The sequence below is a fragment of the Arthrobacter sp. TmT3-37 genome (assembly GCF_054510835.1).
Genome location: NZ_JBTNDU010000001.1, coordinates 565,847 through 578,390, shown reverse-complemented (window position 1 = coordinate 578,390; position 12,544 = coordinate 565,847). Strand labels below are relative to the sequence as shown.

Annotated in this window: 10 protein-coding genes; 6 read left to right on the top strand and 4 right to left on the bottom strand. The window is 69.9% G+C overall.

All coding sequences use genetic code 11. The features are described from left to right. Window positions 1-3: 3 nt before the first annotated feature. Window positions 4-654, bottom strand: coding sequence for a GNAT family N-acetyltransferase (locus ACX80U_RS02755; RefSeq protein WP_459267315.1), 651 nt, complete (start codon window positions 652-654; stop codon window positions 4-6). Between the two features lie 87 nt (window positions 655-741). Here ACX80U_RS02755 and trhO point away from each other — a divergent pair, with 87 nt between their 5' ends. The 6 genes from trhO (at window position 742) to proC (ending at window position 9,223) form a co-directional block, all read left to right on the top strand. Next, entirely contained in the window at window positions 742-1,668 is a 927-nt protein-coding gene (gene trhO / locus ACX80U_RS02750; RefSeq protein ID WP_459267314.1) for an oxygen-dependent tRNA uridine(34) hydroxylase TrhO, read from the top strand. Continuing rightward, on the top strand, window positions 1,668-3,380 hold the full coding sequence (locus tag ACX80U_RS02745) for a DUF7059 domain-containing protein (RefSeq protein WP_459267313.1): 1,713 nt from the start codon (window positions 1,668-1,670) through the stop codon (window positions 3,378-3,380). Before trhO ends, ACX80U_RS02745 begins: the two co-directional genes overlap by 1 nt. 123 nt (window positions 3,381-3,503) lie before the next feature. After that, the gene (topA, locus tag ACX80U_RS02740; protein ID WP_459267312.1) at window positions 3,504-6,251 is read left to right on the top strand and encodes a type I DNA topoisomerase; all 2,748 of its coding nucleotides are present in this window, start codon (window positions 3,504-3,506) and stop codon (window positions 6,249-6,251) included. A 58-nt stretch (window positions 6,252-6,309) separates the two neighbouring features. Next, entirely contained in the window at window positions 6,310-7,323 is a 1,014-nt protein-coding gene (locus ACX80U_RS02735) for a Ppx/GppA phosphatase family protein (RefSeq protein ID WP_459267311.1), read from the top strand. A gap of 1 nt (window position 7,324) precedes the next feature. Then, window positions 7,325-8,125 carry a sugar phosphate isomerase/epimerase family protein gene (locus ACX80U_RS02730; protein WP_208739175.1) on the top strand — a complete coding sequence of 267 codons (801 nt, stop codon included), beginning with the start codon at window positions 7,325-7,327 and terminating at the stop codon, window positions 8,123-8,125. Between the two features lie 240 nt (window positions 8,126-8,365). Beyond that, window positions 8,366-9,223: a pyrroline-5-carboxylate reductase gene (gene proC / locus ACX80U_RS02725; RefSeq protein ID WP_459267310.1), complete on the top strand. Its 858-nt coding sequence runs from the start codon at window positions 8,366-8,368 to the stop codon at window positions 9,221-9,223. Here the strand turns inward: proC and ACX80U_RS02720 are convergent. From ACX80U_RS02720 to ACX80U_RS02710, 3 genes are read right to left on the bottom strand one after another with little or no spacing between them, the layout of a single operon-like run. After that, window positions 9,189-10,472 (bottom strand): glycosyltransferase 87 family protein, encoded by a 1,284-nt coding sequence (locus tag ACX80U_RS02720; protein ID WP_459267309.1) that lies wholly within the window; start codon window positions 10,470-10,472, stop codon window positions 9,189-9,191. The genes proC and ACX80U_RS02720 overlap by 35 nt on opposite strands. After that, window positions 10,456-11,124, bottom strand: a complete 669-nt coding sequence (locus ACX80U_RS02715; protein WP_104050125.1) for a potassium channel family protein — start codon at window positions 11,122-11,124, stop codon at window positions 10,456-10,458. The genes ACX80U_RS02720 and ACX80U_RS02715 overlap by 17 nt, the downstream gene beginning before the upstream one ends. Further along, window positions 11,117-12,529, bottom strand: coding sequence for a potassium transporter TrkG (locus tag ACX80U_RS02710; protein ID WP_133081167.1), 1,413 nt, complete (start codon window positions 12,527-12,529; stop codon window positions 11,117-11,119). Before ACX80U_RS02710 ends, ACX80U_RS02715 begins: the two co-directional genes overlap by 8 nt. Window positions 12,530-12,544: the final 15 nt, after the last annotated feature.

Here is a 12,544-nt window from a genome sequence, read left to right as displayed (position 1 = left end):
CCGTTATCCTCTGATGACGAACACATCGGCGAGGTGGCGCCACCCCAAGAACTCGTACAGCGCCCGGCCGTCCGCGGAGGCCATGAGCAGACCGGACGTGACGTCGTCCTCGAGGACGCCGGCCGTCAGGGCGCGCATGACGAAGCTGCCCAGTCCCCGTCGCCGGTAGCCGTCCTCGGTGACGATGCGGTCGTAGACCGCGTGCTCGGCCACCACCGACACCGAGCCGTGGGCCGCCAGTTCCCCGTCGGCGCGCACCGTCACACGGCGGCAGGCGCCGCTGTGCTCGCGCTCGAGGGTGAAGTCGTCCCCGGGGGGCCGGGGGTCCTCGACGTCCTGACCGTCCATGTCGACGCTCATCAGGGACTGCTGGCGGTCGGTGACCCGCATGCGCAGGGGGGCTGCAGCATCGATGAGCTCCTGCATCCTGTTGGTGACGACGGTCAGCACGCGCGTCGGATCGTCCCGGGTCGCGGCGGCGAGTTCGAGGAACAGCCCGGTCGTCGGTTCGAACAGGAAGTGCTCGGTCTGGTCCTGTTGGTCCGTGAGCAGCACGGAGGTGCTCCGTGCGTCCCTGTGAGGCTCGTAGCCCCGGCAGGCGGACCAGCCGGTGATCCACGTCTGGAGGAGTTCGGCGTCTGCGTGTGCACCCATGTGCTGAACCATAGTTCTCGACGACTTCGAATCACCAGGGACGGGCGCCGAGGTGACCGTATTGAGACGCAAAGTACGCTTTAAGCCGTGTCGATGAATCGTATTGCCCTTTATTACGCCTTTGCACCACTGCCCGACCCCGAGGCGATCCGCCTGTGGCAGCGCGCTCTCTGCGAGAAGTGGGGGCTGCGCGGACGGATCCTCATCTCCAAGGACGGGATCAACGGCACGGTGGGTGGCGAGATCGGCGCGGTGAAGCAGTACGTGAAGACCACGCGCGAGTACCCCGCGTTCAAGGGCATGGGGATCAAGTGGTCCGACGGCGGCGCGGACGACTTCCCGCGGCTGAGCGTGAAGGTCCGGGACGAGATCGTGTCGTTCGGGGCGCCCGGGGAACTCGAGGTCGACGCGAACGGAGTGGTGGGCGGGGGCACCCACCTGGCGCCGGAGGAACTGCACGCTCTGGTCGATGCAAAGCGGGCCGAGGGCGAGGAGGTCGTCTTCTTCGACGGCCGGAACGCCCTCGAGGCGCAGATCGGACGCTTCAAGGGGGCCGTGGTCCCCGATGTGCGCACCACGCACGACTTCGTCCGCGAACTCGACTCGGGCAAGTACGACGATCTCAAGGACAAGCCCGTCGTCACCTACTGCACCGGCGGCATCCGCTGCGAGGTGCTGTCCAGCCTCATGGTCAATCGCGGCTTCCAGGAGGTCTACCAGCTCGACGGCGGCATCGTCCGCTACGGCGAGAAGTACCGCGACGCCGGGCTGTGGGAGGGCTCCCTCTACGTCTTCGACAAGCGCATGCACCTGGAATTCAGCGATGACGCCGTCACGATCGGCAAGTGCGTGCGGTGCCAGACGCCCTCGAACACATTCGAGAACTGCTCCAACGCGTCCTGCCGGAATCTCACGCTCTACTGCGCGGCATGCGCGGCCGACCCGGCGACACTGCGGTGCCCCCAGGGGTGCGAGTCCGACGAAGCCGAGGCGACGGCCGCGGGCGCCGCGTGATGCCGGCCGCGCGTCCGACCGGCCGGCGGGACTTCGACGACGACGTCCCCACCGCACCCTCGAGCCGGGACCTCCCGGCGCTCGAGGCACTCGCCGAGGACCTGACGGACCTCGCCTACACGGTCGACGGTGTCGGGGAACTCCTCGGAGCCCCGGCCTACGCGGCCCTCGGCCGGGGTCAGCTCGCCCCCGCGCTCCTCGAATGCAGGCGCCACCTCTCCGGCTCGGCCGGCGCGCGGGCCGTCCCGGTCCTCCTGTGGCTCCTCGGGGAAGCCGTGGGCGACGAGGATCTGCGGGCCGCGTTCCCGCGCCTCGGCGTGCCCGGGCTCGAACAGCTGAGGCTCATCGAGCCCGGTGCGGACGGCGGGCCGACGTCGCACGAGGAACGGCAGATCACAACGGCCGACGGGCCGGAAGCTGCGACGCGCACTGCCGCCGACCCGTCGGCAGGACGGAGCTGGCACGCCGTCGTCGAGCTCCGGCCCTACGGCTCCGATACAGGAGGTGGCCTGTGGGTGGCGAGTGACCTCGGATCGGAGCAGCGCCCGGGGCCCCTCCGCCACGACCACGTCCTGGGCATCGGCGGCGCGTCCCTGACCCTCGCCCAGACCGTCATGCGGACGCACGTGGAGCGGGCTCTCGACCTGGGGACGGGGTGCGGGATCCAGGCCTTCCACCTGCTGTCGCATGCCCGCCACGTGACCGCGACCGACATCTCCGACCGCGCGCTCGGGTTCGCCCGGTTCAATCTCCTCCTGAACGCCCGGGCTCTGGAGATCGACCCGCAGCGGCCGGGGGACCGCGTCAGCCTCCGCAGGGGCAGCCTGCTCGAACCGGTCGAGGGGGAGCGGTTCGATCTCGTGGTCTCCAACCCGCCCTTCGTCATCACCCCGCGCACCGGGAGGTCCGGGGAGGCCTACACCTACCGCGACGGCGGACTCGCCGGGGACGCCATCGTCGAGGACCTCGTCGGGACGCTGCCGGGAGTACTCGCACCCGGTGGTGCCGCCCAGCTGCTCGGCAACTGGGAGATCCCGGAGGGGAACGCGTGGGACCGGCGGGTCCGCGGGTTCGTCCCGCCCGGCGTCGACGCCTGGGTCATCCAGCGCGAACAGCTGACACCCGTGCAGTACGCCGAGACGTGGCTGCGGGACGCCGCGGAGAACCGCGACCGGGAGGCCTACCTCGAGAGCTTCGCGGACTACCTCGCGGACTTCGCGTCGCGGGATGTCGAGGGGATCGGCTTCGGCTCCGTCTGGCTGCGTCGGCCCGGCAACCCCAACGACCTCGTCCGGGTCACGCTGGAGGAGATCACCCACGAGATCGAACAGCCCGTGGGACCCCACCTGGCCGCCGCGATCGGCCGGAACGACTGGCTCGCCGCCCACACGGAGCAGGCGGCGTCGGGCATCGGGATCGCCGACGAGTTCCTGCTGGTGGCGGACGACGTCACCGAGGAACGTCATGCACGGCCCGGAGCGGAACATCCCGGCGTCATCCTGCTGCGGCAGGGAGCGGGGCTGCGGCGCACCACGCTGCTGAGCACCGAGCTCGCCGGATTCGTGTCCGCATGCGACGGCGATCTCACCGCGGGCCAGATCGCGGGTGCGCTCGCGATGCTCCTGGACCGGCCCGACGCGGCGTTCACAGCGGAGCTGCTGGTCGATGTCGAGCAGCTCGTCCGCGAGGGCTTCCTGATTCCGGCCCCCTGAAACCAGCGGTTACCCTTGTGCAGGTACGCATGACGCATACTGTGAGGTGAGGCCGAGCAGCGGGATCCGGACCGGACACCCACGCACCTGCCGCGGCATCGCACCCGTATATATAGGAGAGATGTGCCGACCAAGGCCACGGACAAGAAGCACGGCAAGAAGCTCGTCATCGTAGAGTCCCCCAGCAAGATCAAGAGCATTTCGGGCTATCTCGGCGAGGGTTTCCAGGTCGCGGCGTCCATGGGGCACATCCGGGATCTCCCGCAGCCCTCCGACCTCCCCGCCGAACTCAAGAAGTCCTCGGTGGGCAAGTTCGCCGTGGACCTCGACAAGGATTTCGAGCCGTACTACGTCGTGTCCCCGGAGAAGCGGAAGACGGTCGCCGAGCTCAAGGCCGCCCTGAAGGACGCCGACGAGCTCTATCTCGCGACCGATAACGACCGCGAGGGCGAGGCCATCGCGTGGCACCTGCTGCAGGTCCTCAAGCCGAAGGTCCCCGTCTACCGCCTGACGTTCGGCGAGATCACCAAGGAAGCCGTGACGCGCGCCATGGGCGAGCTGCGCGACGTCGACATCCCCATGGTCGACGCCCAGGAGACCCGGCGTATCCTCGACCGCCTGTACGGCTACGAGATCTCCCCCGTGCTGTGGCGCAAGGTGGCCCGCGGCCTGTCTGCCGGGCGCGTGCAGTCCGTGGCGACTCGGCTCGTCGTGGAGCGCGAGCGCGAGCGGATGGCGTTCCGGACGGCCTCGTACTGGGACCTCACCGGCACGTTCACCCCCGAGGACTCGGCGAAGGGCAGCACCTTCCCGGCCAAGCTCGTCGCCGTCGACGGCGGCCGGATCGCGACCGGCAAGGACTTCACCGACCGCGGCGAGCTGAAGGGCGCCAACGCGGTCCGGCTCGACGAGGAGGCGGCACGGTCCCTCGCCGCCGGACTGGAGAGCGCCGCCTTCACCGTGCGCTCCGTCGAGACGAAGCCGTACACGCGCCGTCCCGCGGCGCCGTTCACGACGTCGACCCTGCAGCAGGAGGCGGCCCGCAAGCTGCGCTTCAGCTCGAAGGTCACCATGCAGGTGGCGCAGCGGCTGTACGAGAACGGCTATATCACCTACATGCGTACCGACTCGTCGGCGCTCTCGGACCAGGCCATCAACGCCGCCCGCCGGCAGGCCTCCGAGCTGTACGGTCCCGAGTACGTCCCCGAGTCGCGCCGCGTCTACAAGGGGAAGGCCAAGAACGCCCAGGAGGCGCACGAGGCCATCCGTCCCGCGGGAGACTCGTTCCGCACCCCCGCGCAGGTCGCCCAGTCCCTGCGCGGTGACGAATTCCGCCTGTACGAGCTGATCTGGAAGCGGACCGTGGCCTCGCAGATGGCGGACGCCAAGGGCTCGACGGCCTCGCTCCGCCTCGGCGCGACGAGCGCCGACGGCCGGGACGCCGAATTCGCCGCCTCCGGCACCGTCATCACGTTCCGCGGCTTCCTCGCCGCCTACGAGGAGGGCCGCGACGCCGACCGCAACGAGGACGGCTCCGACGACGACGCACAGGGCACGCGCCTGCCCAACGTCGCCACGGGCGACGCCCTCGGTGCGACGGCGATCGAGGCCATCGGCCACGAGACGTCCCCGCCGCCGCGCTACACCGAGGCTTCGCTGGTCAAGGTGCTGGACGAGCGGGGGATCGGCCGCCCGTCCACCTACGCCGCGACGATGTCCACCATCATGGACCGCGGCTACGTGCGGACCCGCGGCCAGGCCCTCGTGCCGAGCTGGATCGCGTTCTCCGTGGTGCGCCTGCTCGAGGAGCACTTCAACGACTACGTCGACTACGACTTCACGGCGGAGCTCGAGGAGGACCTCGACCGCATCTCGCGGGGCGAGGCCGGGCGCGTGGAGTGGCTCAACCACTTCTACTACGGTGACCGCAAGGACACGGGCCTGCACACGATCGTCAACGAGCTCGGCGAGATCGACGCGCGCCGGATCAACTCGGTGGAGATCGCCGAGGGCATCACCCTGCGGGTGGGCAAGTTCGGCCCGTATCTCGAGAAGCCCCTGCCGGAGGATGCGCCCGAGGGGACCGAGCCCCAGCGCGCCAACGTGCCCGAGGACCTCGCACCGGACGAGCTGACGGCCGAGAAGGCGATCGAACTGATGGAGGCGCCGACGTCGCAGGAACGCGTCCTCGGCACTGACCCGGAGACCGGGCGCACGATCGTGGCCCGCGACGGGCGCTACGGGCCGTACGTCATCGAGCTGATCCCCGAGGTCACGGCCGAGGAGCTCGCGAGCCAGCCGGTCGAGTACTACAAGAACGGCAAGCCGAAGCCGCCGAAGAAGCCTGCGAAGGTCAAGCCCCGCACGGGTTCGCTCTTCAAGTCCATGGCCGTGGACACGGTGACGCTCGAGGACGCCCTCAAGCTGATGAATCTGCCGCGTGTCCTCGGGACGGACGAGGACGGCAAGGAGATCACGGTGCAGAACGGCAGGTTCGGCCCGTACCTGAAGAAGGGCAGCGATTCCCGGTCCATCGGGTCGGAGGAGGAGATCTTCACGATCACCCTCGAGCAGGCGCTGGAGATCTACAAGCAGCCCAAGCAGCGGGGCGGGCGGACGGTCACCCCGCCGCTGGCCGAGTTCGGCGACGATCCGGTGAGCGAGAAGCCCATCGTGGTGAAGGACGGCCGCTTCGGCCCCTACATCACCGACGGCGTCACGAACATCACGGTCCCGGGGTCGATGGCCATCGAGGAGCTGACGCGGGAGCAGGCGATCGAGATGCTCGCCGACAAGCGTGCGAAGGGACCGGCCCCGAAGAAGACCACCCGCAGGGCACCCGTGAAGCGCAAGGTCGCGGCGGGTAAGTAGCCTGAAAGCGCGGGGCGGGAACACAGACGATAGCGGGAGAGCTGGGAGCGCGGGAACAATGCGGCTAGGTGTGCTGGACATAGGGTCGAACACGGTCCATCTGCTGCTCGTGGATGCCCACCCCGGTGGTCGGCCGGTGCCCTTCGCCTCCCACAAGAAGCCCCTGCAGCTCGTGGCCTACCTCGACGAGGACGGCTGCATCTCCCGGCAGGGACAGGACGAGCTGGTGGGTTTCGTCCGCGAGGCACGGGAGTTCGCGACGGGGCACGACGCCGAGGACTTCCTCGCCTTCTGCACCTCGGCCATCCGTGAGGCGGGGAACGGCAGCGAGGTGCTCGCGAGGGTCCGCGAGGAGACCGGCGTCGACCTGCAGGAGCTGTCCGGCGACCAGGAGGCAGCAGTGACCTTCCAGGCCGTCCGCCGCTGGTACGGCTGGGGGGCGGAGTCGATCCTCAACCTGGACATCGGCGGCGGATCCTTCGAGCTGGCGATGGGCACGGACGAGCTGCCCGAGGTCGCCCTGTCCGTACCGCTCGGCGCAGGCAGGCTCACGCGTGACTGGCTCCAGGGCGACCCGCCGTCGGCGAGGAGCGTCAAGGAACTGCGCCGCTACATCCGGGCGACCCTCCGCGAGGCAGTGCCGCAGTTCGCCCATCTCGGTACGCCGCACCTCGTGGCCGGCACCTCGAAGACCTTCCGGTCACTGGCACGCATCACGGGTGCCGCTCCGTCGGCCGCAGGTCCCTTCGTCCGGCGCGAGCTGCGCCTCGAGGACCTCACCCTGTGGACGAAGCGGCTGGCCGCGATGAGCGCCAGGGACCGCACCAGCCTGGACGGCGTCTCGGAACTCCGTGCGCCGCAGGTCCTCGCGGGAGCACTCGTGGCGGAGTGCGCCCTGGAACTGTTCAATGTCCCCTCCATGGACATCTGCCCGTGGGCGCTCCGGGAGGGACTCCTGCTGAGGCGGTTCGACGCCAAGATGTTCGACGCCGACGAGCCGCTGCCAGGTGCCGGGGTGGGGCACTCCCAGCTCGACTCGATGCGGCGCACGCCCCTGTCCAGGGGAGCCTGAGGTGGCGCACCCGGCCCACGGCCTGCCCGCGATCCCGGTCGCGCTGTCCAGTGCCTCCGTCTATCCGCTCGCGGTCCATGACGCGTTCGCGCTCGCCCAAGACCTCGGTTACGACGGGGTCGAGGTCATGGTCACCAACAACTCGGTGAGTCAGAGCCCCGACCAGCTCAACGTCCTGAGCGAACGGTACGAGATGCCGATCCTCGCCATCCATGCACCCACCCTGCTGCTGACGCAGCAGGTCTGGGGGAAGGCATGGACGAAGATCGAACTCTCGGCAGCGATGGCCGCCGAGGTGGGGGCCAGGACGGTCGTGACGCATCCGCCGTTCCGCTGGCAGACGGGGTACGCCGAGGAGTTCCCCGAGGGCATCGCGCGCGTCGCAGCCGAGTACGGCGTCGAGATCGCCGTCGAGAACATGTATCCGTGGAAGGTCCGCGGCCGTGAGGCGAAAGCCTACCTGCCGCACTGGAACCCGGTGCCGGAGCCGTACGAGCGCATCACCTGGGACTTCTCCCACGCCGCCATCGCCGGGATGGACTCCTATGAGGAGATGCGGGCGCTGGGCGACCGGCTCGCCCACGTGCACCTGACCGATGGAACGCCCAACGGGAAGGACGAGCATCTCCTCCCGGGGCAGGGGCAACAGCGGTGCGCCGAGGCACTCGAACACCTCGCAGGGGCGGCGTGGGACGGCGTGGTGGCCGTCGAGGTCAGCACGCGCCGGGCACGGGGCGCGGGGGAGCGCGAGGAATGGCTCGCCGAGACCCTCCGCTTCGCGCGTTCGCACCTGCGCCACTGAGCGGCGCCGACGTCCCGGCCGCCCGGCCTGTCGCTCGGGCCGTTGAACGAGGAATGGCGCCGGTGGACGGTCCAGATGCTGGGGGAATCATCTGTTGCCACCGACGCCGGACCGGATCAGGAATTCCGGTCCCCATCACTCGCACCCTTATGAGGTAGTTGGAACACTAGGCCCCCAACTTGTGCCGCGACGACGAGGATGCTGGGAGAAGGCTGGTAGCCCTCGTGGCAGGATGGGGCCATGACTCCGCAAGCAACGCAGCGCATCGCCTTCCTCGGCTGTGGTTCGATGAACGAATCCATCCTCGCCGGGCTGCTCGCCGCCGGGCTGGACCCCGCTCTGGTCACCGCCACCGTGCGGCGCGCCGAGCGTGCGGCGGAGCTGCGCCGGCGCCACGGGATCGAGGCCCTCGCCACCGCCGAGGACGACGGTGCGAACGTCGCCGCGGTCCGCAACGCGGACGTCGTCGTCCTGGGAGTGAAGCCGGTCGGCATCGTCCCCCTCGCCCGTGAGGTCTCGCCCGCGCTCGAACCGACCGCCGTCGTCCTGAGCGTCGCCGCCGCGGTGTCCATCGCGATGATCGAGGCGGCGCTGCCCGCGGGGCAGCCCGTCATCCGGTCCATGCCCAACACGCCGTCGCGCCTCGGACGGGGCGTGCTGTCCATCTCGGCCGGCACCTCGGCGGGGCCGGAGCTCATGGCGCAGGCCCGGGAACTCCTGCGGCCGGCCGGTACGGTCGTCGAGATCCCGGAGGCTCAGGTCGACGCGCTGTCGGCCATCAGCGGCTCGGGACCGGCGTACGCGTTCTACCTCGCGGAAGCCATGGCGGCCGCGGGCGAGGAACTCGGCCTGGACCCCGGGCTGGCCGAGCTGATCGCCCGCGAGACGGTCGCCGGAGCCGGGTTCATGCTGGCGGAGGAGGGCGCCGACGCCACGGCGCTGCGACGGGCCGTGACCAGCCCCAACGGGACGACGCAGAGCGCCATCGAGACCTTCGACAAGCTCGGACTGGCGCACATCGTGACCGCCGGCGCGCAGTCCGCCACCGCCCGCGCGGCGGCGATCACCCGTGAGCTGGCAGGGCCGCCGTCCGCCTGACCGGCCGCAGCGCCCAAAGCCCCAGCAGCGCCACCGGCAGGACCACGCCGAGTGCCGTGAAGAGCCGCAGGGGCAGCGGCCCCTCGCCCGACACGGCCCCCGTGAGGGTGAGGGTCACGGTGATGGAGGAGAACATCATGACGGGCACGAGAGCGGCCAGCAGCACCCGGACGGCTGTGCGCCGTGCGCCCTCCTCCCGGGCGGACAGGTAGGCGGCGGGGAAGACCAGCGCGATCCAGACCCAGTGGTGGAACCAGGAGATCGGTGAGATCGCGAGCATCACGACGGCGTTGGCGGCGATCGCCCGGACGGTGTCGCCGTCGTCGTCCGCCCGCCGGATCGCCAGATACCCGACGGCGATCACGGCGAGGGACGCCAGCGCCCACACGGGCCGCTGCAGGGATCCGGGCAGGCCGGACTGGGCCACGATCGAATTGAGTGACACGTTGTAGAGGTCGGCCGTCGCCCCCACGCGGGAGGCGTCGAACAGTGCATCCAGCCAGAAGACCGCGGACTCGCGGGGGGCGAGGACCCACCCGAGGGCGACGGTGGAGCCGAAGGACGCCGCCAACCAGGCGAGGGAACGCCAGTCCCTCCGGGCCAGGTAGACCAGCCCGAACGCGAGCGGGGTCAGCTTGATGCCCGCGGCGATCCCGACGAGGACGCCGGAGGGCAACCGCGTGGAGCGCAGCAGGTCGGCGAGGACCAGGACCATCAGGAGGGCGTTCACCTGCCCGAAGCCGAGGCCTTCCCGCCAGGGTCCGCTGAGGCCGAGGACGAGCATCGTCGCGAGCACGGCGACGGCGGTGTGCCGCGGCGCCGTCGCGCCTGCGGGGCGGGCCGAGCGCAGGTACCGCACCACGAGGGCCGCGACGCCTGCCAGGCAGCCGCAGGACAGCGCGGTGACGATGCCGAGGGCCACGGACTGCGGCACGAGCGCGAGGGGCACGAACAGGATCGCGGCGAACGGGGGATAGGTGAAGGGTAGGCCGCGCGTGTCGGTCTGCACGAGGGCGTCGTCGTACAGGTCCTTGTCGCCCGCCCGGCCGAGCAGCGCGAGCGCGCCCTCCCGGTAGACGGAGAGGTCGAGTCCGTGGATCTGCGCGGCAGCGACGACGACGGCGAGCACGAGGGCACCCCCGAGCGCCGATGCGGCCGCCGGCCGGAACGCGGGGCGGACGCGGGCCGGCGACGCGGGGTCCTGCTGCGGGGAACCGGGCCCCCGCGGCACGCTAGGGACGGCCGGCAAAGCGCTCGAGCAGATCCACGTGGCCCGAGACGATCAGCATGTCCCGGCCGGACACCTTCGTGTCGGGCCGGGCGTAGGTGAAGTCCTCGCCCGGGGACTTCACCCCGACGACCGTGACGCCGTACTTGGAACGCACGGAGGACTCGGCGAGGGTGAACCCCTGGGTCTCCTTCGGCGGGTACATCTTCACGATCGCGAAGCCGTCGTCGAACTCGATGAAGTCCAGCATGCGACCGCCGACCAGGTGCGCGGCGCGCTGCCCGGCGTCGGCCTCGGGATAGATCACGTGGTTCGCGCCGATGCGCTTGAGGATCTTGCCGTGCGAGGGCGTGATCGCCTTGACCCAGAGATGGTCGATCCCGAGGTCCACGAGGTTCGCCGTGATGAGCACGCTCGACTCGATCGAGGTCCCGACGCCGACGACGGCGGCGGAGAACTCCTGCGCGCCGAGCTGGCGGAGGGAGTCGATGTTCGTGGCGTCGGCCTCGACGACGTGCGTGAGGATGCTCGCGAACTTCTGCACCAGCTGCGGATCGCGCTCGATGGCGAGCACCTCACGGCCCTGCCGGACCAGCTGCTCGGCGGTGGCCGCACCGAAGCGGCCGAGGCCGATCACGAGGACGGGTGCGTTGTGGGCGGGTCTTTCAGCCAATGATCGGCCTCTCGTCGGGGTAGCGGTACAGCGTGCTGCGTTGCCTCAGCGCCAGGGCCGAGGCGAGCGTGATGGTGCCCATGCGCCCGGCGAACATCAGGGCGGACAGGACGTACTTGCCCGCAGGGGGCAGTTCGGCGCTGAGGTTGGTGCTGAGGCCCACGGTCGCGAAGGCCGAGATGACCTCGAAGACCACCTTGTCGAGCGGCTCGTCGGAGAGCGCGAGGATCAGGCCGCTGCCGACGAGGACGAGCGTCGCACCCATGAAGATGACCGAGATCGCGACGCGCATGGCGCCGTGCGGGATGGTGCGGCCCCAGGCGCGGACGTCGGCGTCACCCCGCGCCTCGGCGACGATCGCGAGGAACATGACCGCGATCGTGGTGACCTTGATGCCGCCGGCCGTGGACGCGGACCCGCCGCCCGCGAACATGAGCGCGTCCGTGAGGAGCATCGTCGTCGTGTTCATGTCGTTCTGGTCCACGAGGTTGAACCCGCCGGAGCGTGTCATCACGGAGGCGAACAGGGCGTGGATGCTCTTGTCGACCACGCTGAGTCCGGAGATCGTGCGGTCGTTCTCCCACTCGAGGAAGCCCCAGCCGAACGTCCCCGCGACGAGGAGGATCAGCGACACGGACACGGTGAGCTTGGCGTGGAGCGTCCACTTGCTGAACCGGTGGCGCACCTGGACGAGCACCATGACCACGGGGAACCCGAGGCTGCCGAGGAACACGCCGACCATGAGCGGTGTCAGGATCCAGAGGTCCGTCTCGTAGGGCACCAGCCCGTCGCTGTGCGGTGTGAATCCCGCATTGTTGAAGGCGGAGATCGAGTAGAAGATCCCGTGCCACAGCGCCTGCCACCACGGTTCGCCGAGGATCATGAAGCGGGGGATGAGGACGACGGCGAGCACGATCTCGATGACCACGGAGGTGACGATGACGATCCGCAGGAGCGTGCCGATCTCCCCCAGGCGGCTGGCGTTGTTCAGCGCCTCCTGGGCCAGCAGCTTGCCGCGCACGCCGAGCCGCTTGCTCACGATGAGCGCGAGCAGGGATGCGAGCGTGAGGGTGCCCAGTCCGCCGATGAAGATGCCGAGCAGGATCACCAGCTGCCCGAAGAAGGACCAGTGGGTGGCCGTGGAGACGACCGTGAGCCCGGTGACGCAGACGGCGGACACCGCGGTGAAGAAGGCGTCGTGCAGGACCGTGACCTCGCCGCTGGTGGTCGCGATCGGCAGGCTCAGGAGCGCGGTGAACAGCAGGATGACGCCGCTGAAGATGAACAGGGCGAGCCGCGCGGGAGAGCTGTTGGCGAAGGAGTCGACGAAGTCACGGATCGAGGCCAGCAGCCTGAAGTATCCGTTCTGATCGTCCTTCAGCCACCGCGGCTGTTGACTTAGCATTGACGCCCGCTCTGC

Bases quoted from the DNA above. Each gene is read 5' to 3' on its own strand.
- ACX80U_RS02755 (WP_459267315.1), bottom strand. From the start codon at position 654: ATGGGTGCACACGCAGACGCCGAACTCCTCCAGACGTGGATCACCGGC.
- ACX80U_RS02745 (WP_459267313.1), top strand. From the start codon at position 1,668: ATGCCGGCCGCGCGTCCGACCGGCCGGCGGGACTTCGACGACGACGTC.
- ACX80U_RS02735 (WP_459267311.1), top strand. From the start codon at position 6,310: ATGCGGCTAGGTGTGCTGGACATAGGGTCGAACACGGTCCATCTGCTG.
- proC (WP_459267310.1), top strand. From the start codon at position 8,366: ATGACTCCGCAAGCAACGCAGCGCATCGCCTTCCTCGGCTGTGGTTCG.
- ACX80U_RS02710 (WP_133081167.1), bottom strand. From the start codon at position 12,529: ATGCTAAGTCAACAGCCGCGGTGGCTGAAGGACGATCAGAACGGATAC.